The 23,263-nt window shown below is 60.5% G+C and carries 27 protein-coding genes; 10 read left to right on the top strand and 17 right to left on the bottom strand.

The features are described from left to right. Positions 1-48: 48 nt before the first annotated feature. The 6 genes from AC097W_RS12790 to AC097W_RS12815 form a co-directional block, all read right to left on the bottom strand. A complete protein-coding gene (locus AC097W_RS12790; protein ID WP_479602946.1) occupies positions 49-1,077 on the bottom strand; it encodes a zinc-ribbon and DUF3426 domain-containing protein in 1,029 nt (342 codons plus the stop codon). A 70-nt stretch (positions 1,078-1,147) separates the two neighbouring features. Then, the gene (gene prmA, locus AC097W_RS12795; RefSeq protein WP_479603092.1) at positions 1,148-2,026 is read right to left on the bottom strand and encodes a 50S ribosomal protein L11 methyltransferase; all 879 of its coding nucleotides are present in this window, start codon (positions 2,024-2,026) and stop codon (positions 1,148-1,150) included. Between the two features lie 11 nt (positions 2,027-2,037). Beyond that, complete coding sequence (gene accC, locus AC097W_RS12800; RefSeq protein WP_479602947.1) at positions 2,038-3,387, bottom strand: acetyl-CoA carboxylase biotin carboxylase subunit; 1,350 nt, start codon at positions 3,385-3,387, stop codon at positions 2,038-2,040. Between the two features lie 18 nt (positions 3,388-3,405). Then, the gene (gene accB / locus AC097W_RS12805) at positions 3,406-3,855 is read right to left on the bottom strand and encodes an acetyl-CoA carboxylase biotin carboxyl carrier protein (protein ID WP_479602948.1); all 450 of its coding nucleotides are present in this window, start codon (positions 3,853-3,855) and stop codon (positions 3,406-3,408) included. Positions 3,856-4,024: 169 nt separating this feature from the next. Continuing rightward, entirely contained in the window at positions 4,025-4,600 is a 576-nt protein-coding gene (locus AC097W_RS12810) for a TlpA disulfide reductase family protein (RefSeq protein WP_479602949.1), read from the bottom strand. Continuing rightward, on the bottom strand, positions 4,597-5,190 hold the full coding sequence (locus AC097W_RS12815) for a hypothetical protein (RefSeq protein WP_479602950.1): 594 nt from the start codon (positions 5,188-5,190) through the stop codon (positions 4,597-4,599). Before AC097W_RS12815 ends, AC097W_RS12810 begins: the two co-directional genes overlap by 4 nt. Positions 5,191-5,319: 129 nt before the next feature. Here AC097W_RS12815 and mpl point away from each other — a divergent pair, with 129 nt between their 5' ends. The 7 genes from mpl (at position 5,320) to AC097W_RS12850 (ending at position 11,950) form a co-directional block, all read left to right on the top strand. Further along, positions 5,320-6,726, top strand: a complete 1,407-nt coding sequence (gene mpl, locus AC097W_RS12820; RefSeq protein ID WP_479602951.1) for a UDP-N-acetylmuramate:L-alanyl-gamma-D-glutamyl-meso-diaminopimelate ligase — start codon at positions 5,320-5,322, stop codon at positions 6,724-6,726. Positions 6,727-6,830: 104 nt separating this feature from the next. After that, a complete protein-coding gene (locus tag AC097W_RS12825) occupies positions 6,831-7,244 on the top strand; it encodes a hypothetical protein (protein ID WP_479602952.1) in 414 nt (137 codons plus the stop codon). Next, positions 7,241-8,017: a DUF4395 domain-containing protein gene (locus tag AC097W_RS12830; protein ID WP_479602953.1), complete on the top strand. Its 777-nt coding sequence runs from the start codon at positions 7,241-7,243 to the stop codon at positions 8,015-8,017. Before AC097W_RS12825 ends, AC097W_RS12830 begins: the two co-directional genes overlap by 4 nt. Before the next feature lie 171 nt (positions 8,018-8,188). Further along, positions 8,189-8,830 (top strand): TetR/AcrR family transcriptional regulator, encoded by a 642-nt coding sequence (locus AC097W_RS12835; RefSeq protein ID WP_479602954.1) that lies wholly within the window; start codon positions 8,189-8,191, stop codon positions 8,828-8,830. Further along, on the top strand, positions 8,827-10,035 hold the full coding sequence (locus AC097W_RS12840; RefSeq protein WP_479602955.1) for an efflux RND transporter periplasmic adaptor subunit: 1,209 nt from the start codon (positions 8,827-8,829) through the stop codon (positions 10,033-10,035). The genes AC097W_RS12835 and AC097W_RS12840 overlap by 4 nt, the downstream gene beginning before the upstream one ends. Continuing rightward, on the top strand, positions 10,032-11,225 hold the full coding sequence (locus tag AC097W_RS12845; RefSeq protein WP_479602956.1) for an ABC transporter permease: 1,194 nt from the start codon (positions 10,032-10,034) through the stop codon (positions 11,223-11,225). The genes AC097W_RS12840 and AC097W_RS12845 overlap by 4 nt, the downstream gene beginning before the upstream one ends. A gap of 5 nt (positions 11,226-11,230) precedes the next feature. Next, complete coding sequence (locus AC097W_RS12850) at positions 11,231-11,950, top strand: ABC transporter ATP-binding protein (protein ID WP_479602957.1); 720 nt, start codon at positions 11,231-11,233, stop codon at positions 11,948-11,950. Here AC097W_RS12850 and AC097W_RS12855 read toward each other — a convergent pair whose 3' ends face one another. The 9 genes from AC097W_RS12855 to AC097W_RS12895 all read right to left on the bottom strand — a co-directional run bounded on the left by AC097W_RS12855 (position 11,951) and on the right by AC097W_RS12895 (position 17,688). Further along, positions 11,951-12,331 (bottom strand): rhodanese-like domain-containing protein, encoded by a 381-nt coding sequence (locus tag AC097W_RS12855; protein WP_479602958.1) that lies wholly within the window; start codon positions 12,329-12,331, stop codon positions 11,951-11,953. A gap of 73 nt (positions 12,332-12,404) precedes the next feature. Beyond that, a complete protein-coding gene (locus AC097W_RS12860; RefSeq protein ID WP_479602959.1) occupies positions 12,405-13,007 on the bottom strand; it encodes a class I SAM-dependent methyltransferase in 603 nt (200 codons plus the stop codon). 16 nt (positions 13,008-13,023) lie between these two features. Further along, the gene (locus tag AC097W_RS12865) at positions 13,024-13,518 is read right to left on the bottom strand and encodes a DsrE family protein (protein WP_479602960.1); all 495 of its coding nucleotides are present in this window, start codon (positions 13,516-13,518) and stop codon (positions 13,024-13,026) included. 15 nt (positions 13,519-13,533) lie between these two features. Continuing rightward, a complete protein-coding gene (locus AC097W_RS12870; protein ID WP_479602961.1) occupies positions 13,534-13,854 on the bottom strand; it encodes a hypothetical protein in 321 nt (106 codons plus the stop codon). Between the two features lie 9 nt (positions 13,855-13,863). Next, positions 13,864-15,330: a cytochrome c oxidase accessory protein CcoG gene (gene ccoG, locus AC097W_RS12875; protein ID WP_479602962.1), complete on the bottom strand. Its 1,467-nt coding sequence runs from the start codon at positions 15,328-15,330 to the stop codon at positions 13,864-13,866. Between the two features lie 82 nt (positions 15,331-15,412). Next, entirely contained in the window at positions 15,413-15,715 is a 303-nt protein-coding gene (locus tag AC097W_RS12880; protein WP_479602963.1) for a high-potential iron-sulfur protein, read from the bottom strand. Positions 15,716-15,832: 117 nt separating this feature from the next. After that, complete coding sequence (locus AC097W_RS12885) at positions 15,833-16,309, bottom strand: PaaI family thioesterase (protein ID WP_479602964.1); 477 nt, start codon at positions 16,307-16,309, stop codon at positions 15,833-15,835. Next, positions 16,306-17,235 carry an alpha/beta hydrolase gene (locus AC097W_RS12890; RefSeq protein ID WP_479602965.1) on the bottom strand — a complete coding sequence of 310 codons (930 nt, stop codon included), beginning with the start codon at positions 17,233-17,235 and terminating at the stop codon, positions 16,306-16,308. The genes AC097W_RS12885 and AC097W_RS12890 overlap by 4 nt, the downstream gene beginning before the upstream one ends. Before the next feature lie 6 nt (positions 17,236-17,241). Beyond that, positions 17,242-17,688, bottom strand: coding sequence for a group II truncated hemoglobin (locus AC097W_RS12895; protein ID WP_479602966.1), 447 nt, complete (start codon positions 17,686-17,688; stop codon positions 17,242-17,244). A 712-nt stretch (positions 17,689-18,400) separates the two neighbouring features. Between AC097W_RS12895 and AC097W_RS12900 the strand changes: the two genes are divergently transcribed. After that, positions 18,401-19,279, top strand: coding sequence for an MBL fold metallo-hydrolase (locus tag AC097W_RS12900; protein ID WP_479602967.1), 879 nt, complete (start codon positions 18,401-18,403; stop codon positions 19,277-19,279). 9 nt (positions 19,280-19,288) lie between these two features. Then, a complete protein-coding gene (locus AC097W_RS12905) occupies positions 19,289-20,095 on the top strand; it encodes a sulfite exporter TauE/SafE family protein (RefSeq protein ID WP_479602968.1) in 807 nt (268 codons plus the stop codon). Between the two features lie 19 nt (positions 20,096-20,114). Here the strand turns inward: AC097W_RS12905 and AC097W_RS12910 are convergent, their stop codons facing one another. Continuing rightward, positions 20,115-21,449, bottom strand: coding sequence for a DUF3422 family protein (locus AC097W_RS12910; protein WP_479602969.1), 1,335 nt, complete (start codon positions 21,447-21,449; stop codon positions 20,115-20,117). Between the two features lie 168 nt (positions 21,450-21,617). Here AC097W_RS12910 and AC097W_RS12915 point away from each other — a divergent pair, with 168 nt between their 5' ends. Next, positions 21,618-22,091 (top strand): hypothetical protein, encoded by a 474-nt coding sequence (locus AC097W_RS12915; protein WP_479602970.1) that lies wholly within the window; start codon positions 21,618-21,620, stop codon positions 22,089-22,091. 8 nt (positions 22,092-22,099) lie between these two features. Here AC097W_RS12915 and AC097W_RS12920 read toward each other — a convergent pair whose 3' ends face one another. Next, on the bottom strand, positions 22,100-23,230 hold the full coding sequence (locus AC097W_RS12920) for a 3-deoxy-7-phosphoheptulonate synthase (protein WP_479602971.1): 1,131 nt from the start codon (positions 23,228-23,230) through the stop codon (positions 22,100-22,102). Positions 23,231-23,263: the final 33 nt, after the last annotated feature.

Here is a 23,263-nt window from a genome sequence, read left to right on the forward strand (position 1 = left end):
GTCTGCTGATTGGAATCAAAGCCCGGAACTGCAAGGTTCCGGGCTTTTTTATGGGTAGAAAGCAAGCAACCGATACCCCGACACCCGATCGGAGGGCGCTGGCAAGCGCACATTAATGGCGAGACTCGCGGCCAACTCAACACCGGGAGCCATGGCGGCCTGCTCGATCCCCAATTCGCTGGCCGCAAAAATCCGCCGAACCAGCGGACGATCCTGCATATCGGTTAGTGCCAACTCCATCGCTGGCGTCGCCACTTCGATTGGAGCGCTGTTCTTGAGCGTGAAAGTCAAACGGTACACATCGGCACGGACTTTGGTGAAAGAAGAACTGTCTATCACCACAGATTCAATTTGCCGCAATGGCGCAATCTTGCAGGCCAGCGCTTCACATATCAACGACACAAAGGGTTTTGTGGCGGGCTCCATTGCGGTAATCCGGTCCCGCTCCTGAACGGTAATCTGCAGAAAAAGCACGCCTGCCAGAAGGACGCACAGTAGCACCAATGAAGCGCGAATCAGCGGCCGGCTCCATATAGTTGCCTCGCGAGCGGATCGCATAAATGACAGATTGGGGTCACTCTCGGCCGGACTCTCTATGGCGTCTGCCTGCACGAACCGGAGCGGTGACACCTCTGCCGCTGGTTCGACACATGCATCTTCGTCGACCACATCACCCGGAACATCGGCGACAACCGAATCGTCAAGAGGTAGATTCTCTGGTTCTGGTTCTGGTTCTGGCTCAAGATCAACATCAGAATCAACGGGAAACTCCAGAATCCGTGACAGCTCAGAAGGACTCTGCTCAGGAAACGAATCCGGGGGAACCTCGGCCACCGCGAGGTCAGGCTCGGGCGTTGGCTCCGGCTCAATGGAAAGAAAATCGAACCGGTCAGGAACTACGCTATCGGGGAGTTCGTCGGCAACCTCATGGGCAGCGAACTCTGGTTGCGCCTCGGTCTCAGTCTCGGGCGCTACCGCGCCAAGAAGATGCGCATTGGCGTCAAAAACCTCGTCACATTGCCCGCAACGGACCCAACCGTCTGAAATACGAAGTTGATCCGGCACCACTTTGAACATCGTGGAGCAGGCGGGACATTGGGTTATCAGGCTCATCGGTAGGCCATTGTAGATGGCCTGAAATGCACGTTCAGATTGATGCGGTCATCAATATCCAGCCATCTTCCCGGTCGGCGACCGCAAGACGACAATGCGGCGCGTACGCCTCGATAAGCTCATCGGCTTGCCGCTCCAGAATGCCCGCAAGCACCAGATCACCACCCGGCACGACATGTGCACACAGTAAGGGAGCCAGCACCTTGAGTGGCGTGGCCAGAATATTGGCCAACACCACTTCGTACACACCCTCAGCCCGGTCCGGCAGACCCGCCAGCAAGATCACCCCGTTTGCAGAGGCGTTCAATTCGGTGGACTGAACCGCCGCGACATCAATGTCGACCGCGACGACTTCGCTCGCCCCGAATTTCGCAGCCCCAATGGCCAGAATACCGGACCCGCAGCCGTAGTCCAAAACGCGTCCTTGCACGGAGTGGGTTGCAATCCAGCGCAGACACATGCGGGTAGTGGGGTGGGTTCCCGTGCCGAAGGCAAGTCCCGGGTCGAGCCGAATCACCTGGCGCGCCTGGGCAGGTGGTTCATGCCAGGTCGGCACGATCCAGAATTCGGGTGTAATCTCCACCGGCGTGAACTGCGACTGCGTCAACCGCACCCAGTCCTGATCGGGCACTGCTGCCATAGCCAAGACCAGGCACCCCGCAAACAGTTCCTGCACCTTGAGCAATCCAGCAGCTTCTGCAGCAAGGGACTCTTCGGCAAACAACGCAGTCACCCGCGAACGCTGCCATCCATCTTTAGGTGGCGGCATGCCGGGCTCACCAAAAAGGGCCTGTTCGGCATCCGTCTGGGCATCTGCGTCTTCGACACTCACGCTCAAGGCGTCCAGCGCGTCGAGGGCATCACTCAACCATTCCACCCGGTCTTCGGGGCACATCATGCTCAGTTCAAACATCGCCATGGTGATTAGCGCTTGTGCTGTTCTAGCCAGTGCTCAAGGTAATGGATGTTGGTCCCCCCATCCATAAACTTGGCGTCCACCATCAATTCTCGGTGCAGCGGAATATTGGTGTTGATACCCTCCACCACCGTCTCCGCAAGCGCCGTCCGCATGCGGGCCATGGCTTGCTCACGCGTGTCACCGTGCACAATGATTTTTCCGACCATGGAGTCGTAGTTGGGCGGCACAAAATAATTGGTGTACACATGAGAATCCACCCGCACACCTGGGCCACCCGGTGGATGCCACATCGTGACCCGACCTGGTGAGGGAATGAACTTGAAAGGGTCTTCTGCGTTGATACGGCATTCGATCGCATGACCCCGGATCTCGATCTGGCGCTGGGTAAACGGCAACTTTTCACCTGCTGCCACCATGATCTGGGTCCGGACGATGTCGATGCCGGTCACCATTTCTGTGACGGGATGCTCCACCTGCACACGGGTATTCATCTCAATGAAGTAGAACTCGCCGTCTTCGTACAGGAACTCAAAGGTTCCGGCGCCCCTATAACCAATCTTCTTGCACGCAGCCACGCAGCGCTCGCCTACGCGATCGATCAGCTTGCGATTGATACCGGGTGCGGGCGCCTCCTCCAGAATTTTCTGGTGCCTACGCTGCATGGAGCAATCCCGCTCGCCCAGATAGACGGCGTTTTTATGCTTGTCCGCAAGAATCTGGATTTCAATGTGGCGCGGGTTCTGGAGAAACTTCTCCATATAAACGGCCGGATTGTTGAATGCAGCACCGGCTTCTGCCTTCGTCATCGCGACTGCGTTGATCAGCGCCGCCTCTGTGTGCACCACCCGCATGCCGCGCCCACCGCCACCGCCTGCCGCCTTGATGATGACGGGGTAACCCACCGCCTTGGCAATGCGGCGAATCTGGACCGGGTCATCCGGCAATTCACCCTCGGATCCGGGCACGCAGGGAACGCCGGCGCGGATCATGGCTTGTTTGGCTGACACCTTGTCGCCCATGATGCGGATCGATTCAGGCGTGGGTCCAATGAACTGGAAGCCGCTTTTCTCCACCCGCTCGGCGAAATCCGCGTTCTCGCTCAGGAATCCGTAGCCCGGGTGAATGGCTTCAGCGTCCGTAACCTCGGCAGCCGAGATAATCGCCGGCACATTCAGGTAGCTGAGAGACGACTGGGCTGGTCCGATGCAAACCGCCTCATCGGCCAGTTTGACGTATTTGGCCTCCCGGTCAGCTTCAGAATAGACCATCACGGCCTTGATACCCATTTCGCGGCAGGCACGCTGGATTCGCAGCGCAATCTCGCCACGGTTGGCGATCAGGATTTTTTTGAACATGAGAATGCGTGTGAGAACTTACTCTATGACGAACAGGAATTGACCGTATTCAACGGCTTGACCGTTCTCGCACAGGATGCGAGTGACCGTGCCGGACTTGTCGGCCTCGATCTCGTTGAGAATCTTCATGGCTTCTATGATGCAGATCGTCTCGCCTTCCTTGATGGAGTCACCCACCTCCACATAGGCCTTGGCGCCAGGAGAGGACGAGCGGTAAAAGGTACCCACCATCGGCGACTTGACTGCGTGACCGGCGGCCGCTTCGGCGACGACAGGCACCGCGCTCGCCGCTGGCACTGGCGCAGCCGCAAGAGGCGCGGCATAAACGGGCGCGGGCGCATAGCCTTGCACCATGGCTCCACCGCCTTTAACGATGCGAACTTTGCCTTCTGCCTCGGTGATTTCCAGTTCAGACACATTCGAGTCCGACACCAGATCGATCAAAGTTTTGAGTTTGCGTAAATCCATGATATCTCCAACAACCGACATTTAGTAAGCGGCGAATTTACAGCAAAAAACGCCATCTGGCGATAAAACTATTTATTTACAGCCGAAGTCCCTGCAAAGACTCAGGGAACTCTGCGGACCCGGGAACAACCCTGAAGAGAGTATTCTGGTTTTTTTGTCCGCCGCACGCCTATTTTAAACGCACCCACGCGTCCAGGTCGGACGCACTCAGACGGCCCATCTTGCGTTGAAGCACCTGCCCATTGCCACCCACAACGACGGAGAACGGCAGTCCACCTGCCAGATTACCCAAGCCACGCCCCAGATCTGCGCCCGCCAACCCGGCCATTCCGACCGGAAAATCCAGTGGCATTTTTTGCAGAAACGCCTGCACGGATGCGAGCTTGTCGACCGCCAGCCCCAGCACTTGCCAACCGTTGGCTTTATTTTGCTGATAGAACGCGTTTATTAAAGGCAATTCTTCCACGCACGGCGGGCACCACGTTGCCCAGAAGTTCAATAGCAGTGGACGCCCCCGAAATGACTGCATGGGTACAACGCCACCTTGCGGGGTTTCCCATTGCATGGACCAAAAACCCTCCACGGGCATCGCGCCCGGCGGTATTTCGGGCATTTTGGTACGCCACCATGCCACGCCTGCACCCGCCAGTGCGGCCGCTGCGGCAGCACCGCCCAAAATCGCCCGGCGGCCCATCACGGGTGCAACAGCGGGAGGAGTCGGGATGTCAGATTGAGAATCGGTCATGGGCCGCCATCATGCAGCAAATTGCGCAAAGCTGCCAGATCGCCCCTTGGCCGCCTGCCCCGCGCATCGGGTTTCAGGGCACCGCGCAAATCATCAAAGTCGTAAATCAACAAGTGCAAACCGATGTACTCACCAAAGTCCGGACAGAGCACATGCACGCTCAGTGCATCCACAGAGTCCCCCTGAAAGCCGGTCACGGTGCGCGGCTCGAAGCGGACGTTCATGTCAATTAGGCCAATTTCGGCCGATTTCGGGTCATCACAGAACAATTGAAGATAAATGTCTGATCGGCGCGTAGCCGTTCCATGCCATACCGACCCACCGATGTGTGGCCGAAAGCGCTCCAGCCGCTCCATCCACGAAAGCGCCAACACCCGCAGTGAGCGCAGTTCGGCAGGTTGCGTGTCCGCACAAAAGATGGCGATGTACTCCTCGACCGCCGCCTCAACTTGGTCGTTATCGGGCAAGCCCGTACGCGGCGACAAGCCCATCTGCTTGACCGCGCGGCGTTTGGCGGTGCCGTATTCCAGCCCCTCCTCCACCACCATACGGGCGGATACGGCCGCAATTTCTTCTTTCAATGATTCCATGGCGCCATTTTGCACCTGTGCACCCATCAACGTCTCGAGACAGGGCGCTCCATTTTTGATAGCGGCCTGCACAATCGACACGCGGGCCCGCGGCCTCAATCGCCATGAGCCTCGACTTAGAATAAGCGCATGCACATTCATATTCTTGGCATTTGTGGCACCTTCATGGGTGGTCTGGCCGCACTCGCCCGCGAAGCGGGTCACCGCGTAACCGGCTGCGACGCCGGCGTCTACCCGCCCATGAGCGACCAGCTGCGCGGCTTGGGCATTGAGTTGATCGAGGGCTTTGGTGCAGACCAGATGGCGCTGGCTCCCGACATGTTTGTCATCGGCAATGTCGTCAGCCGTGCGCGCCTGCCCGATGGCACGCCCAAGTTTCCGCTGATGGAAGCCATTTTGGACGCCGGCTCGCCCTACACCAGCGGTCCCCAATGGCTGGCCGAACATGTGCTGCAGGGCCGCCATGTGCTGGCGGTGGCCGGCACCCACGGTAAAACTACCACCACGGCCATGCTGGCCTGGATACTGGAATGCGCCGGCCTGCAGCCCGGGTTTCTGGTCGGCGGCGTGCCCATGAACTTCAGCGTCTCCGCCAGGTTGGGCTCGGGGGCCTTTTTTGTCATAGAAGCCGACGAATACGACACGGCATTTTTCGACAAGCGCAGCAAGTTCGTGCACTACCGGCCCCGTACCGCCGTGTTGAACAATCTGGAATTCGACCACGCCGACATTTTTGACAACCTGGCCGCCATCGAACGCCAGTTTCACCACTTGGTGCGCACCGTACCATTGACGGGCCGCGTGGTGGTCAATGGCCTCGAAGAAAGCCTGACCCGCGTGCTCCACCAGGGTTGCTGGAGCGAAGTACGCACCTTTGGCGCAGCCGTCAGCGACTTCACTGCAGTGGGTGAACCGGATGCATTTGACGTGGTCCACCAGGGTAAGACCGTGGGCCGCGTCGAGTGGCCTTTAGGCGGCGTGCACAACCAGCTCAACGCGCTGGCGGCCATTGCGGCGGCAGAGCATGTCGGGGTGGCGCCCGCGCAAGCGGCATCGGCACTGGGACGGTTCGAGAACGTCAAGCGCCGCATGGAGGTGCGCGCCTGCGTGCCATGGCACGGCCCGGCAAAACCCGGCGAAGTGGCCGCACCGGTCACTATTTATGACGACTTCGCCCACCACCCGACCGCCATCCGCACCACGGTCAATGGCTTGCGTCGCAAGGTGGGCTCCGCACGCATCCTGGCCGTTTTTGAGCCACGCAGCAACACCATGAAACTCGGCGCCATGAAGTCGCAGTTGCCTTGGAGCCTCGAAGAGGCCGATCTGGCTTTTTGCCATTCCGGTGGACTCGACTGGGACGCTGCGCAAGCCCTGTCTGGCATGGGGGCACGCGCGCAGGTGGCCGACAACATCGATTTACTGGTGACACAGGTACTGGCGAGCGTGCGTCCCGGCGACCACATTCTGTGCATGAGCAATGGGGGGTTCGGCGGCATTCACCTCAAACTGGCCGCGGCGCTACAAAAACGATAGCTGCTTGTGCAGTATCGGCGGGAGCTAGTGCCATTTTTTGTTTGCACCGGTGGTCAATTGCGCCTGATCAAAACGTCGCCGTCGGTTATGCCGACAATGGCAGCATGAATTGGCTGCAAAAAATCCCCAACTCCATTCGCACGGCCAGTGGACTCGAATGGCGACTTTGGCGCAAGCTGCCGAAAATTGCGCTGCTGGGAACCGTGCTGCCCTTGGTGGGTTTGGGCGTTTTGCACTGGATGAACGACCCGCAAGCCAGCGCTGCGCAAGCGCGCTGGCTCCAGATGGCTGACTATTTTGTGGGTGCCGTCATTGTTTTCCACTGGACCATGGTGCTGACGATCGCCATCGGCTGCATCATCGTCATGGTGATGAAAGGCCCGGGCTACATGGCGGATAGCTATCCGGTGTCGCACAGCGACCAGCCGCGCGCGCAGCACGAAACCGAAGCAGAGGCCGCCAGCAAACGACCTGGCGGCACACCCACCCCTACCGACAAGTCAGGATCTTCACCGTGAGCAGCATTTTTGAATTGGGCGAGCAGATTGACGGCTACGCGGTGCGCGTGGTCAACGAGCGGGCGGTTCGTGCAGCGGCGGGTCTGCTTTTTGTTCCGGCGTTCATTTCCTTCATGAATGCCATGCTGCTGGGCAACTTCCAGCCCACGCGGCTGTTTGTGGTGGTGTTTTTGCTGGACATGGCCATCCGCCTGTTCATCAGCCCGAAATGGTCGCCCAGCATGATCGTGGGGCAATGGTTTGTCCGACACCAGCAACCCGAGTGGGTGGGTGCGCCGCAAAAACGCTTTGCCTGGGGCTTGGGGCTTCTGCTGGCGGTCACCATGTTTTTCCTGATGGTGGTGAACCAGGTGATCGGCCCCATCAACATGCTGGTGTGCGGCACCTGCCTGCTGTTGATGTTTTTTGAGTCGGCGTTTGGCATCTGCCTGGGTTGCAAGCTCTATACACTGTTCAACCGTGAACCCGCCCAGTTGTGCCCCGGTGGCGTATGCGAAGCGCCTGCCCAAGGCGTGCAGGGGTTGGGGTGGACGCAACGCCTTGTTCTGGTCGCGTTTGTGGGTATCGTGGTGGTCACTGCGCAATGGGTTCGCCAGACGGCACCCGAAGCCCGCACGTTCAGTGTCCTGCCCGATGCTGCGGCCATGTCTGGCCTTGCAGCGCAGCCGCCAGCCACGCAAGAACCTGTCGAGGCCGCGCGCTGCAAGGTGCCCGATTTCGCCAAAGCCATTGGCCACGAGGCGCAGTGGAAATTGCATAACCACTGCCCGTAGCACCCGGGCCTGGACCGTACCCACCCAGTCGCACTTGGGCGAATCCATTGCGGCGCAGCTCAACGACGACAGTTGCAACTGCAGCCTGCTGTCATTTAAAGCAACAAATAAATACCCCATACCGTATGTAATTTGTGCTTACAATTCATGTAATTACTCAATTACTTGAATATGAAGGCAACACCCAAGCGCCCCAAACAAGTCACGGAAGTTCGCCAAGCCAGTCTGGTCGAGGCGGCCTTGCAACTGGCGGCGCAGCGCAGCCCGGCCGACATCACCACCGGCGACCTGGCGCAGGCAGTGGGAATTACACAAGGGGCGGTATTCAGGCACTTTTCCAGCAAAGAGGCCGTCTGGCTGGCCGCACTGGACTGGGCTACTGACACCCTGATGGCCCGGCTGCAAGCCGCCGCCACGCTTGCCATCACCCTTGAAAGACCCGAACCCAACGCGCTGGCGGCTTTGCAGAACGTGTTTCTGGAACACGTGAACTTCGTGATCGCCCACCCCGGTGTGCCGCGCATCATTTTTCAGGAATTGCAGCACACCGAGGACACGCCGCTCAAGGCCCGCGTGCGCGGGCTGATGCAGCAATACCGGGCCCTGCTCATGGGCCTGCTGACACAGGCAAAAAAACAGCATTCGCTGGCACCTGGCACCGACTTGCAGTCCGCGACCGTGCTCTTTATGGGCGCGGTGCAAGGCCTGGTCATGCAATCGCTGCTCAGCGGTCAAGTACACGCCATGGCGGCCCAGGCGCCCGGCGTGTTCTCCATTTACCTGCGCGGACTCACACTGAAGGAAACCCCATGAAACGCAACCCATTGCTGCTACGCCGGATGGGCATCGGTGCACTGCTGGTGATACTGATCGGTGCACTGGTCTTTGTGGCCCGCAACGCCGGCCCTCTTGCGCCCACGCGCGTCACGGTTACCTCCGTCCAGGAAGGACGCATCACCCCCGCCATTTTTGGCATCGGCACCGTGGAAGCGCGTCGCAGCTGGATGGTGGGCCCCACCGTGGCGGGACGGGTGCTCAGCGTCAAGGTGGATGTGGGCGACACGGTGAAGGCTGGCCAGCTGTTGGCTGAGATGGACCCGGTGGACTTGGACCAACGCCTGAGCGCTTTGGACGCCGCGCTCGCCCGCGCAGGCAGCACACAGGCGGCGGCACTGGCCCAGGTCACGGACGCCACCGCGCGGCGTGAGCTGGCCGCCATCAACGCCAAACGCAACCAGGAACTTGCCGCCCAGAACTTCATCAGCCCGGGCGCACTGGAGTCTCGCTTGCAGGAGAAAGCTTCGGCCGATGCGGCGCTGCAGGCTGCACAGGCCAACCTCACCGGCGCCGGCCAGGACGTGAGCCGGCAAAAGGCTGAGCGCGCTGCTTTGCAACAACAGCGTGGCAACGTGCGCCTGTTGGCCCCGGCCGATGGGGTGGTCACCAGCCGCGATGCCGAGGCGGGCAGCACCGTAGTGGCGGGTCAGCCGGTAGTGCGCGTCATCGACCCCGGCAGTCTGTGGGTCAAGTTGCGGGTGGACCAGGGACGCTCTGCCGGATTGGCTGCAGGTTTGAAGGCCAGCATCGTGCTGCGCTCGCAACCGCGCACCCCATTGACAGGCCAGGTCGCTCGAGTGGAGCTACTGGCCGACAGCGTGACCGAAGAGCGCATGGCGCAAGTGGCGTTTGATGCGCCACCTGCGGGCACTGCCATCACGGCGTCGGTTGGTGAACTGGCAGAGGTAACGCTGCAACTCCCCCAAACCGACTCCACCCTGGTGCTGCCTAACGCCAGCATCCAGCGCGTGCAGGGCCAAACAGGCGTGTGGCGGCTGGAAGGCGGCAAGCCCGTATTCGCAGCCGTGCGATTGGGTGCCAGCAACTTGGGTGGCCAGGTGCAGATTCTGGAAGGGCTCCAAGCCGGCGACACCGTGGTGGTGTACAGCCAGAAGGCCTTGACCGAGGGCGCCCGCGTGCAGGTGGTGGACACACTGGTCAAAGCCAAGGCGGCACCATGATCAGCCTGGCCGGGCGCGACATTGTCCACAGCTGGGGCAAATTTGTACTCACCGGGCTGGGCCTGGGCCTGTTGATTGGCGTGACGCTAACCATGGCCGGCGTCTACCGCGGCATGGTGGACGATGCCCACGCCCTGCTCGACAACAGCCGGGCCGACCTGTGGGTGGTGCAAAAAGACACGCAGGGGCCCTATGCCGAATCGTCCAGCCTCAAAGACGATGTGGTGCGCAGTGTGCGCGGCATGCCCGGCGTGGCGCAGGCCGCCAATGTGACCTACTTCACCATGCAGGTGCAGGGTGCGGATGGTGACGACACCCGCGCCATGGTGGTCGGTATGGAGCCCGGCCAATCGGGCGAGCCAGGCTATCTGGTGGCGGGGCGCCAGCTCACCCGCAGCCATTACGAGGCGGTGGCCGATGTCAAAACCGGCTTTGCGCTGGGCGAGCACATCCGCATTCGCCGCCACGACTACACCGTGGTAGGCCTGACGCAGCGCATGGTGTCCTCGGGCGGTGACCCGATGGTTTTCATTGCGCTCAAGGACGCGCAGGAAGCGCAGTTCTTGAAAGACAACGACGCCATTCAAAACGACCGTACTCGCACGGCGGCCAACCCGGCCTTCAACCGCCCGGGCGTGCCCGGTCTGCTGGACGCGGTTCAGGCGCTGCAAGCCAGCAGCCACAACGTGAACGCGGTGCTGGTACAAATCGCACCTGGCTTTGATCCCGAGCAGGTGGCCGAGCCGATTCGGCGCTGGAAGCACCTGCAGGTGTTCACCCGCGCGGGCATGGAAGAGATTCTGGTGGCCAAACTGATTGCCACCGCCGCCAAGCAGATCTTCATGTTTCTGGTGATTCTGGCCATCGTCAGCGCGGCCATTGTGGCCTTCATCATCTACACCATGACGCTAGGGAAAATCCGGGAGATTGCAGTGCTTAAGCTCATTGGCACGCGCAACACCACCATTGCCAGCATGATCCTGCAGCAGGCGCTGGGCCTGGGCCTGATTGGCTTTGTGGTGGGCAAGATAGCGGCCACCATCTGGGCACCGGTGTTTCCCAAATTCGTGCTGCTGCTCACACAGGATGCCCTCACCGGACTGGTGGTCACGATGGTGATTTGCGCGCTGGCCAGCACGCTGGCCATTCGTGCGGCGCTGAACGTCGACCCGGCAGAGGCCATTGGATGATCCCCATGAAAAAACCACCCCTTCCCGGCGGCATTCTGATTGAAGGCCTGCGCAAGGTGTACGGCAAGGGCGACACCGCCGTCGAGGCCCTCAGGAACGTGAACATGCAGGTCAGCCCCGGCGAGGTGGTGGGCCTGGTCGGGCCCTCGGGCTCGGGCAAAAGCACGCTGCTCAAATGCCTGGGCGCCATCATTGAACCCACGTCGGGCCGCATGACCCTTGGCAATGACGTGATCTATGACGACGGCTGGAAGGTGAGCGACCTGCGCGCCCTGCGGCGTGACCGCATCGGCTTTGTGTTTCAGGCGCCCTACCTGATTCCGTTTCTGGACGTGACCGACAACGTGGCCCTGTTGCCCATGCTGGCCGGCATGCCCAACGCACTGGCCCGCGCCCGCGCGATCGAACTGCTGACCGCGCTGGACGTGCAGCACCGCGCCAAAGCCGAGCCGTCGCAACTGTCAGGGGGCGAGCAACAACGGGTGTCGATTGCCCGTGCACTGGCCAACCGCCCGCCGGTCATCCTGGCCGACGAGCCCACTGCACCGTTGGACAGCGAACGTGCTCTGGCGGTGATGCGCATCCTGAACCAGATGGCGCAGCAGGCTCAGACCGCGATCATTGTGGTGACGCACGACGAGAAGATCATCCCCACCTTCAAACGGATTTATCACATCCGCGATGGACAAACCGTGGAAGAAGCGGGCGAAGGCCGCTCGCTCTGACTATTCGAACGACGGCGCCTCAGGCTTGGCAACGGGTTTGCCCGCCGCCGCCCAGGCATCAGAACCGCCCGCAATGGACTGCACGTTCAAGTAGCCCATCTCGTGCAAAGCAGCAGCAGCAAGTGCAGCGCGGCCGCTGGTTTTGCAATACAGCACGATCTTGAGGTCGCGGGCTTGCAGGGCTGGCATGCCGCTGAAACGAAACTCCAGCATGCCACGCGAGATGTGCACCGCACCGGGCACATGGCCTGCGGCAAATTCATCGGCCTCGCGCACATCCACCAGCACATCGGCTTCGCGAATGGCCTGCTCGGCATCTTGAACACTGATTTCCTGCACGCGGGTTTTGGCGGCGGCTACGAGGTCGTGGGCGGTTTTCATGGGTTTCTCCTGAAGAGTTTACTATTAAAATAATAGCTGCTTACGCAATAGATACGGGGGCTAGAGGCCTTTTTTATGCATAACGCCGCCCCACCCAGCGCGTCACATGCGCCAACCCCCGGTGGCCCGGCCCTTCGGACAAGGTGGTCTCCCCCTGCCACACGAGCTTAGGCGCAAGCAGGCCCGCAAAGTCGGCCTCCAGCAGTTCGGGGGTGTACAGCATGTCGGCATCTTTGGGGCCACCGCTGTTATGCGCCAACTGCGCGGGGTGAAACGCTTCCAGTATCAGCCAGCCCCCGCTTTGCAGGCCTTCGGCCATGCGCCGGTGCGCCGCAGACCGGATGGCACTGGGCAAGTGGGTATAGATCAGCACCACGGCGTCCAGGCTGTCGGCCTCGGGCGCCCAGTCAGCCAGATCCACCCATTCGGTGTTGAGCGACACGCCACGGGCAGCAGCCAACGCGCGCGCTTTTTTCAGACCGACCTCCGAGCTGTCCACCGAGAAGACAGTGTGCCCCTGCTCGGCCAGCCAGACCCCGTTGCGGCCTTCGCCATCGCCAGGTACCAGCACCCGGCTGGCGGAATGCAGGCGCACGGCCTGTTCGCGCAAAAAGGCATTGGGCTCTGTGCCGTACTTGTAGCCAGGCTCAGTAAACCTTTGGTCCCAGAAGTTCATACATCAGCCTTGAACATCACCAGGCGACGTAGGCGTAGCCCTTTTCCTGCAGCTCCATCACCGCTGCCGCACCCACGTCCTCTACTTGCACAAAATCAAACATGTCCGACGGTGACCAGCCCACACTGTGCATGGTGTTGCCGCAGGCAATGAACCGGATGCCATAGGCTTCCGCCATGCTGCGTGCCCGGTCTTGCAGGAGCTTGGGCACCGGGCGTTTTGGTTTTTTCGCCAGAAGGTGAATGCCCGGCCCCCACACCACCACCACAATGCTGACGTCGTCCACGTATTTTTTGAGCACCGCACTGATGGAGTTGAAGATGGCTTCCTGGTAGGCGTCGTCCGCCTTGTTGAGCTGGAAGACGATCTTGTGCAGCGTGTTTCCCACCAAGTCACCGGTTTTTCCGGAAGCCGTGGCGGACGACGTGGCCTGCGCGGGTGCGCTGAGGGCCGCGAGGCTGGCCATACCCGCCAACAGGTGGCGCCGTGTGGGCGTATTGCTGTTCTTCATGTTGGAGTTACCCCCTTAAGGTGTTCCCTGCCGGGGACAGTCTTCTGCACAGGTTTCGGGTCGGCTGTCGCGCGGCACGGGGCAGCGGTTCACCTCAAACGGCGACATGGCCAACAGCGTCGTCAAGGCGCCGCTGACCATGGTGATGAACCAAAACACAAAAAAGACCACGGTGTAAACCGCCTGGCGCGATGCCTCCAGCGGCGCGCCTTGCCAATGCAGGTCGGCGGGATCCACCATGGCGAACACCACAATCTCCAGCACGCCCGCCATCAAAAAGGCGGGCCACACAATCCACATCAATCGTTGACTCAGCGCAGTGGGATCCTGGTTCATGGTTAATCCTTAACGGAGAACAATGAATACGGCTTTTTCGGACACTTTGCCGATGGAACCCTCGGCGGCAATTTCGAAGTGGATGGTGTGCGAGCCCGGTGCAAGCCCTTCCGCAGGGCCCTGTACCCGCACGGCGACCCATCGGGCTTGCGTGGAAGCAATGGCAATGTCGTTTTCGGACACCACGCTCAAACCGGGCATGCCTTCCACTGAAATGTGGAACCGCTGTGTCGCCTCGGTCGCATTCATGATCTGCAGGCGAAACACATTTTCGATGCGTCCCCCTTCGGCAATGCGTGCCAGCGCGCCCCGGTCGCGCACCACATCCACCTTGAAGGGGATGCGCATCGCCAGGCTGACCGCCATGGCGGTGACCACGGTGCCAAGAATCGCGATGTAAATCAGCACCCGCGGACGCAGCACATGGCGCAGGGTCTGGGCACGCGTCCATTGCTGATTGACGGCGTTCTCGGTGGAGTATTTCACCAGGCCGCGCGCATAGCCCACTTTGTCCATCACCGTATCGCACACGTCAGCGCAGGCGCCGCAGCCGATGCATTCGTATTGCAAGCCTTTGCGGATATCGATGCCGGTGGGGCACACCTGCACGCACAAGCTGCAGTCCACGCAGGCGCCCAGATTCAGGGTCGACAGATCGGCCTTTTTGGAGCGCGCGCCACGGGGCTCGCCGCGCTCGGCGTCGTAGGTGACGATGAGGGTGTCCTTGTCGAACATGGCGCTTTGAAAGCGTGCGTACGGGCACATGTGCTTGCAGACCTGCTCACGCATGAAGCCGGCATTACCGTAAGTGGCAAAGCCGTAGAAAAATGTCCAGAAAATTTCCCACGAACCCATGTCGAGCTGGATGAATTCACGGCCCAACTCGTGAATGGGTGTGAAGTAACCCACGAAGGTAAAACCGGTCCACAAGGCGACCGCCAACCACAGGACGTGCTTGCTGGTCTTGCGCCACAGTTTGTCCAGGGTCCAAGGCCGCGCATCGCGGCGCATGCGCGCGGAGCGGTCGCCCTCTGTCTTTTTTTCCAGCCAGAGGAAAATTTCCGTATAAACCGTTTGCGGGCAGGCATAGCCGCACCACAAGCGCCCTGCTACCGCGGTAAACAGGAACAGCGAGAAGGCCGAGATCACCAGAATGCCGGTGAGGTAGATGAAGTCCTGCGGATACAGCACCAGACCGAAGATATAGAAGCGCCGTGCACCCAGATCAAACAGCACGGCTTGGCGCTGGCCCCATTCGAGCCATGGCAAGCCGTAGAACACAATCTGGGTCAGGAACACCGTGGCCCAGCGCCAGTTGGAGAAAAACCCGGTAACACTGCGGGGGTAGATCTTTTTGTGCGCCTCGTACAGCGAGACCATCTCTGCATCGGCACCCGGTGGGGGCTCAATAGGCCCTTTGTCCAGGGACTCGGCAATGGGGATGACCTTGCGTAGGGGTGCTGATTCGGTGTTCACTTGCGTTCTTTCTATCGATCGATGCCGCTGGCAGGATGCCACCCGATGGATGGCCTACCCTTGCGCACGGCCGTAATCAGCTTCAGGCTTTTTTGGCCCAGGCACTGCACCAGCCCTTGGCAGACACTTGCTTGCCTGCGAACAGGGGGCACGGACCGGCGTCACCCGTCTTGCCCTGGTACAGCGCGCAATTGCTGCACTTTTGATCGGCTGCATATTTGGGGAACTTCTTTTTGTCCGTCTTGGTGGCATCGGCCTTGTAACCCAGGGCTACGGCTTGCGCATCTCCTTCGGCGACCATAGCACCCTGAGCCCGCGCCTGACTGGCGGTGAGGGCTGCGCTGGCAAGACCCAATTGAACAATGAATTCACGGCGGTTGGACATGGAATTTTCTCCTGAGTGGATAAAAGTTGAATATTGCAAACTGGCAAGAATCCGAATAATACCCCTACGGGTATTAATGTCCATGATCTATGTCAATTCATGCAGGCATTGCCATGGCTATTGCAATGCCTTGGTTGCGCCAAAACTGTCTGGCATCTGTACAGCCACCACTTCGCCGCGTGCAGTGACCACGCCGTCTACCCGCACCGTGGTCTCAACGATTACCTTGCGTCCCTTGATTTCCTTCACCCGACCGCGGATCTCTATCAGGCCCGTCAAAGGCGTTGGCTTGAGGAAGTCCACGTGCAGCGAACCGGTGACAAATCGAAACGGTGGCAATGTATCCATCTCGCGTCCCTCGCCGCGGTACATGGCAGCAGCAGCGGTGCCGGTGCTGTGGCAATCAATCAGCGAAGCAATCAAACCTCCATAGGCATAGCCGGGTACCGAGGTGTGGTGCGGCTCAGGCTTGAAACGGGTGACCGTCTCATCGCCCTCCCAGTACGTTTTGATCTGGTGACCGTGTGTGTTGAGCTGGCCGCAGCCGTAACAATGCGACACATTCTCGGGGTAGTACTCTTGAAAGGCTTTCATGAAATATCCGGTGATAAACAGGGGCTCTGCGGGAGTTGCACCCGGGTAAACGGCTGCAAAAAACCCAGAATTTTGCGGGTAACTTCCGGCAAATCGTCGAATGCCTCGTGTGACCCGTTGCACTCCAGCAAAGTGACGTCGGCCTGCGCACGGTTTTGCCACAGCCATCGCGCATCCTCAATGGGCACGGTACGGTCTTGCAGCCCATGCACCAGTAGTACCGGGCTATGGGAATGCGAGAGGGTGTGTGCCGGGGCGATGGCATCAAAACGGGCACCAATGACCCGTTCCACATAGCGGTTCACCAGCCACCCCAGCGGCCAGTAAGGCACACGACGCGAGGCCAGCCAGCGGCGCATCACCTGCTCGGGGTGGGCAAATGCCGACACGCTGACCACCGCGTGCAGGTCATGCCTGCGGGACGCGCTCAGCAGTACCGCGGCACCTCCCACCGAGTGACCCAATGCGGACAGACGCGTGGCATCAATGCCCGACTGCAAGCGCAGCCAATCGAGCGCACTGTCGAGGTCTTGCGCAAAGCGCGGCAACGAACTGTGGCTATCGCGGTCACTGCGGCCGTGGTTGCGCGACTCTGGCAACAGCACGGCATAGCCCGCACGGTGCAGGGCCTGCGCAGCCGGTAGCAGCGTACTGGCGTTGCCACCCCAGCCGTGCAAGAGCACGATGGCAGGGGCAGGCTGCGTTGCGGTACCCGCGGGCACATACCATGCAAACAGGCTCAAGCCACCGGCCACAGGAATGCGCACGGACTGCGCGGTCAAACCCAAGTCAGCGGGCTGCGGCCCTTCCAGCGTAGCGTGCGGAGCCAGACCGCGGTGCAGAACCGCGCGTGCGCCCAGCAACAGCGCGAGCAGCACACCACCCAGGCTAAGCCAGAACCACGGACTGAGGGGTTCACCGGTCATGAATGCTTATGCCGTATGGGAATGTCCCGCAGCGCACGCGCCGCCACCTTGCGTGTTGACCATGTGATCGGCCATCTGGGCAAACGTGTCGATCAACCGGCCCCGAAAAGCCACATCCGCCACCTGCTCATTCAGGGCCTGCGTCATGCACAGCATCCACTCATCCCGCTCCAAGGGGCTGATGGCATAGGGGTTGTGGCGCATGCGCAGGCGCGGATGGCCTTTTTTGGCAATGTAGAGCGAAGGTCCGCCGAACCAGCCTGATAGAAATTCAAACAGGTTCTCTTCACTACCCTTAAGGCTTTCGGGATGCATCTTGCGCACGGTGTAAGCCTCGGGCAGCTCATCCATCAGTTCGTAAAAACGGTGGGCCAGCTGCTGCACTCCGGCTGCACCACCCAGGCCTTCGTAGGGCGTTGCGGCGGCGGGAGTAACGGGGGTTGATTCAGTCATGTTTGGCAATTCTTTCATGTTAAAAATTGACAGTATTTTCGCAAACAGGCACCTTCGACACGACACTGCGCATCGGCCTTGAGCAGGTCACCACGGCAGCCGGGCAGCGTTGGCGCTCCAACTCGGTTTCAGCGAATTAACGCAGCGCCCGGTGGTAACAACGCAGTACAAAAGATGTCATCTTGAGCGGGGCATTGCGCACCACGGCGGGTAGCCACCGGGGCGCATTCAGGGAAAAACGGGTTGCCCAGCGGGTAAAAGGCCTTAGCCAGGCGGTCAACTCAACAAAACGACGGTTATTCATTTCGATCAAGCAGGTGCTTGCCTCCAGTAAAGAAATCTATTTTCAAGGGTTGGCTATAACCTTGCCAAGGCGATGACAGTCAGCCACATGCCGCGCACTCGCCAAAGCGGTGCTCAAGCAGCTCACCTATCGCGTCGATTGAAATTCTCATTACTATACCCCCATGGGTATCGTATAGTTCGACTGTTACGTTGCATTTATTGCCAACTCCAACACAGAGCCCTTTGACTTCAGGAGTTTTCCAGGCGTGAATTAGGCTGGCGACAAGCGTGCCAGCGAAGGCTGCAAGGCGACCGAATGGTGTTACTCCAACAAGCCTTTCTGGTTGTCGTAGCTATTGGAAAGGGCGCGGCGCACATGCTCCGCGCCCTTTGTTACCGGGTTTGACTGAATGATGAAAGCCTTGCCATGTCACAACGATTAGCCATAGAACATTTCTTTGACGAAGCCACGTCCACCTTCAGCTACCTCGTGCTGGACCGCAGCACACTGCAGTGCGCGCTGATTGACAGCGTGCTGAATTACGACCCCAAGTCGGGTCGCACCAGCACGGTGGCAGCCGACAAGTTGATTGTGCGCGTCAAAGCGCTGGGCGCGCAGGTGCAGTGGCTGCTGGAAACCCATGTGCATGCCGACCACCTGTCTGCTGCGCCTTACCTGCAAAAGCAGCTTGGCGGACACATCGCCATTGGCAGCCACATCACCACCGTGCAGCAGGTGTTTGGCAAGCTGTTCAACGCAGGCCCCGAGTTCGCCCGTGACGGCTCCCAGTTCGGGCGCCTGCTTGAGGACGAAGAACATTTCGCCATTGGCAGCCTGGCCGTACGAGCCTTGCACACCCCGGGCCATACTCCTGCCTGCATGACCTATGTGATTGAAGACGGCGGCAAAACCGTGGCCTTTGTGGGGGACACGCTCTTCATGCCCGACTACGGCACTGCGCGCTGCGATTTTCCGGGCGGCGATGCCGGCGTGCTGTTCCGCTCAATCCAAAAAGTGCTGGCTTTGCCACCCGAGACCCAGTTGTATATGTGCCACGACTACCCGCCCGGCGGACGCCCGGTGGCCCATGCCAGCACGGTGGCGGCACAGCGCAGCGCCAACATTCATGTGCACGATGGGATTGGCGAGGAAGCGTTCGTGGCCATGCGCCGCGCCCGCGATGCCACATTGCCCATGCCGGCGCTGATCCTGCCTTCGGTGCAGGTGAACATGCGTGCCGGTCAAATGCCGCCGCCGGAGGACAACGGCGTGCGCTATCTCAAGATTCCCATTGATGTACTGTAGGGACTGCTGATGGACCCCGCAATACTCGCTGGCGCGCTCGGCGGCCTCATCGGCCTGGTGCTGGCATTTACCGGTGCCGGTGGTGGCGTGTTGGCCATTCCACTGCTCGTGTTTGCCCTGCACTTGCCCGTGCAGCAAGCCGGGCCCGTAGGCTTGTTTGCAGTGGGAATTGCTGCCGCAGTGGGTGCAGCCGTGGGGCTGCGCCAAGGCGTGGTTCGTTACCGGGCCGCCACGCTGATTGGACTGGCAGGCATGCTGACCGCACCGCTGGGTGTGATGCTGGCACACCAGCTTCCAAACCGTCCGCTGACTGCTGCCTTTGCTGCCGTTCTGGCATATACCGCCTGGCGCATGTGGCGCCCGCCTGCTGTACCCGCGACCGGCAACCGGACTGTAGCCTGCCTGATGGATGTCCACCAAGGTCGACTGCATTGGACGCGGCGCTGCGCGCAGGCACTGGCGGGAACCGGCCTGCTCTCGGGCGTGCTGAGTGGACTGTTGGGTGTAGGCGGCGGATTTGTGATCGTGCCGGCGCTGACGCGCCACACCGACCTCACGCTGCGCATGATCCAGGCCACCTCACTGGCAGTGATTGCCTGGGTCTCTGTCAGCGGCATCACGGCGGCTACGCTGCAAGGCTCAATGCGCTGGGATGTTGCCCTGCCCTTTGGCGCGGGCGCTGTTGTGGCCATGCTGGCCGGCCAGCAGGTGGCGGGCAAGTTGCCAGCCGCGCGCCTGCGCCAGGGCTTTGCTGCCGTCAGCGCCCTGGTGGCTGCGCTGATGCTGGCAAAGGCGTTAGGCTGGGTTCCGGTTTAATTCGACCAATACAGAATTGTCAGTGGTCCGAGTGCAGCCTGGCATGAATGCGGCGCGTCGTACGCCATACCGCCCACACCACCGCGGGCACCAGCACCCCAGCGGCTATTTCCGGATTGATTGGCACGCCCGCGCCCTTGAGCGCCTTGCCGCCATACAGCAGCAAACTGACCACGTAGTACGAGATGGCGGCAATCGACAGTCCTTCCACCGTGGACTGCAGGCGTAGCTGCAGCTCTTGCCCGCGCGTGAGCTTTTCCAGTAGCTGCTGGTTTTGCACTTCGGTGGCAATGTCCACGCGTGTACGCAGCAGCGCACTGGTGCGCGACACCCGCTCTGAAAGGGATGTCAATCGCTGCGCTGTGGCCGCTACCGTGGCCATGGCGGGCGAAAGCCGGCGCTGCATGAACTCACCAATCGTCTGGGTGCCTGGAATGGCTTTTTCGCGCAGTTCGGCAATGCGTTGTCCCACCAGGGTGTCGTAAGCGCGCGTGGCGGAGAAACGGTACACATGCTCGGCTGTGGCGCGCTCCACGCGGGCCGCCAGGGACACCAGTGTGTCGAGCAAGTCCTGATCCGAGTCCGATTTGTTTTCCAGGCGCGCCGTGATGTCCGCCAGTGCCCCTTCGGCCTGCGCCAGCATGGGGCCGAGCGTCTTGGCGACCGGCAGACCCCGCAAGGCCATCAGGCGGTAGGTCTCCAGCTCCAGTAGGCGTTGCGAGACCCGTCCGGCACGCGTCTGCGTGGTGTCGGGCGGCGCGATGACCAGCATGCGCTCGAAGCCATCCGGACGCAGCAGGTAGTCGGTCACCGCCCAGGAGTGGCTGTTGTTGCCCATGACCGAGGCTACGACCGAATGCCCTCCAAACCACGTGCGGGCCTGCGCTAGCGTGGCGTCCGCATTTTCCAGATCACCATGCACCATGGCCAGCTTGACTGCCGCAATGGTGCGACCCGGAATGCCGCGCAGCCACTCCGGCGTCAATACCACCGCCGACATGAGTTCGGGGTCGTTTGCACCCAACAGCGCGCGCGCTGGCAACGGCTGCACCAGGGAATAGCGGGTGAACTCGGTGTGGCGCTCCCATTTGACGGTGTAGCCCTCAAAACGCAGGCGCAGAAAATTGCCTTGCAAGCTGTCCAGCGAGAGGTCCTGCTGACCCGGCAGGCGGCGCAAGTGGGCGCACTCCTGCTCGCGAGTAACCCCCTCGTTGAAAACCGCAACATAGACCACCAGAGCGGGCAGGCGGATGCGGGCCGGCGGGCGAGCGTGCACCTCGTTGTGCAGCAATGCACGCTGGGAGTCATCAAGCGGAAGGTAGCGTTCGGGCAGAGAGGCGTCGGGTAAGGTCATGGGTTGGCGGCGGAATGTGGGTTTGGATGGCCATGAGGAACTGCGCTCCATTTTCAACCCAAACACACGCGACCCACTGGAATGCCTGCTGCAATGCAGCACCTGCGCCCGAGATCTCCCGCTAAGATAGATTTCATCACTCCATCCAATCGCACACGGAGAGCCTCAATGCAGACCGGAAAATTGGTGAAGATCAGTACAAGTGAGATCAAGACGACTCATTTCGCGCCGCATGGACTGGTTGAAATATCCATGGATGAAAACTTGTTGCGATACGAAGCAACCGGCCCTTTCAATCAGGAGGTTTTTGATTGCTTGGCGGTCGCACAAATGAATTTTCTGGAAGCCCTGCAACCGTCAGGCCCGTGGGCCAGCATTTGCACAGTCCTGCAAAGCGCCATAGCGACCCCTGATGGCATCCGGCGGTACACCGAACTGATGCAAACCGCCAAGCCGCCTGCATTCACACCCGTAGCCACGGCATTTGTTATGGCGCCCGAGGTCGAAGGGAGAACAATCATGAACCCTCACTTTGCAAGAATCTACAACTCAATTGGACGCCCATTCAAGATGTTTGGAACCATGGCAGAAGCCCAAAGTTGGGCCCTGTCCATGATCGAGGCCAGTCGCGCCCCCTGCTAACCCATTTTTTACAGGGCGCGACGCGCTTTGACAGCCGCCGACAGCAGCTCCAGCGACTGCAGGGAATCATCCCAACCCAGACAGGCATCGGTGATACTTTTGCCGTATTCGAGCGCCGTTGCATCATCTTTTCCGGGCGTGAATTTTTGTGCACCGGCGTGCAGATGGCTCTCCACCATCACACCGAATACGCTGTGCGAGCCTGAAGCAATCTGGTTCGCAATATCACGCGCTACTTCCACCTGTTTCTCATGCTGCTTGCTGCTGTTGGCGTGGCTGCAGTCCACCATCAGGGTGGCGGGCAACTTGGCTTTTTCCAGGTCTTTGCAGGCGGCAGCCACACTGGCAGCATCGTAGTTGGGGGCCTTGCCGCCGCGCAGGATGACGTGACAATCGGGGTTGCCCTTGGTCTGCACAATGGCCACTTGGCCGTTTTTGTGAACTGACAAAAAGTGGTGGGCACCCGCCGCCGCCTGAATGGCGTCCGTGGCAATCTTGATGTTGCCATCCGTCCCGTTCTTGAAACCAATGGGGGCCGACAGACCCGAGGCCAGCTCGCGGTGCACCTGGCTTTCGGTGGTGCGCGCACCGATGGCGCCCCAGGCAATCAGGTCACCCAGGTATTGCGGAGAGATTACATCCAGAAACTCACTGCCTGCGGGCAAGCCCAGGCGGTTGATTTCAATCAGCAACTGGCGCGCAATGCGCAGGCCTTCGTCAATGCGGAAGCTCTCGTCCAGGTAGGGGTCGTTGATCAGCCCTTTCCAGCCCACGGTGGTGCGGGGCTTCTCGAAATACACGCGCATCACAATTTCCAGCGTGTCCTTGTACTTCTCGCGCTGCTCTTTCAAGCGACGGGCATAGTCCAGCGCGGCAGCCGGGTCGTGAATGGAACACGGCCCAATCACCACCAGCAGCCGGTCGTCTTTACCGGCCATGATCTTGTGGATGCTGCGGCGGGTGCTGGTAATCAGCGTTTCCACCGGCGTGCCGCGGATGGGGAAAAAACGGATCAAGTGCTCGGGAGGTGGCAACACGGTAATGTCCTGAATGCGTTCGTCGTCGGTCTGGCTGGTACGGTCGGCGGGCTGGGTGCCATGCGGGTACCAGGCGTCTTGGGTTGAAGCTTTTGCAGTCATGTCGTAATTCCTGTTGCGGTGATCAATCGATGG

This window comes from Rhodoferax sp. GT1R46 (assembly GCF_056521285.1).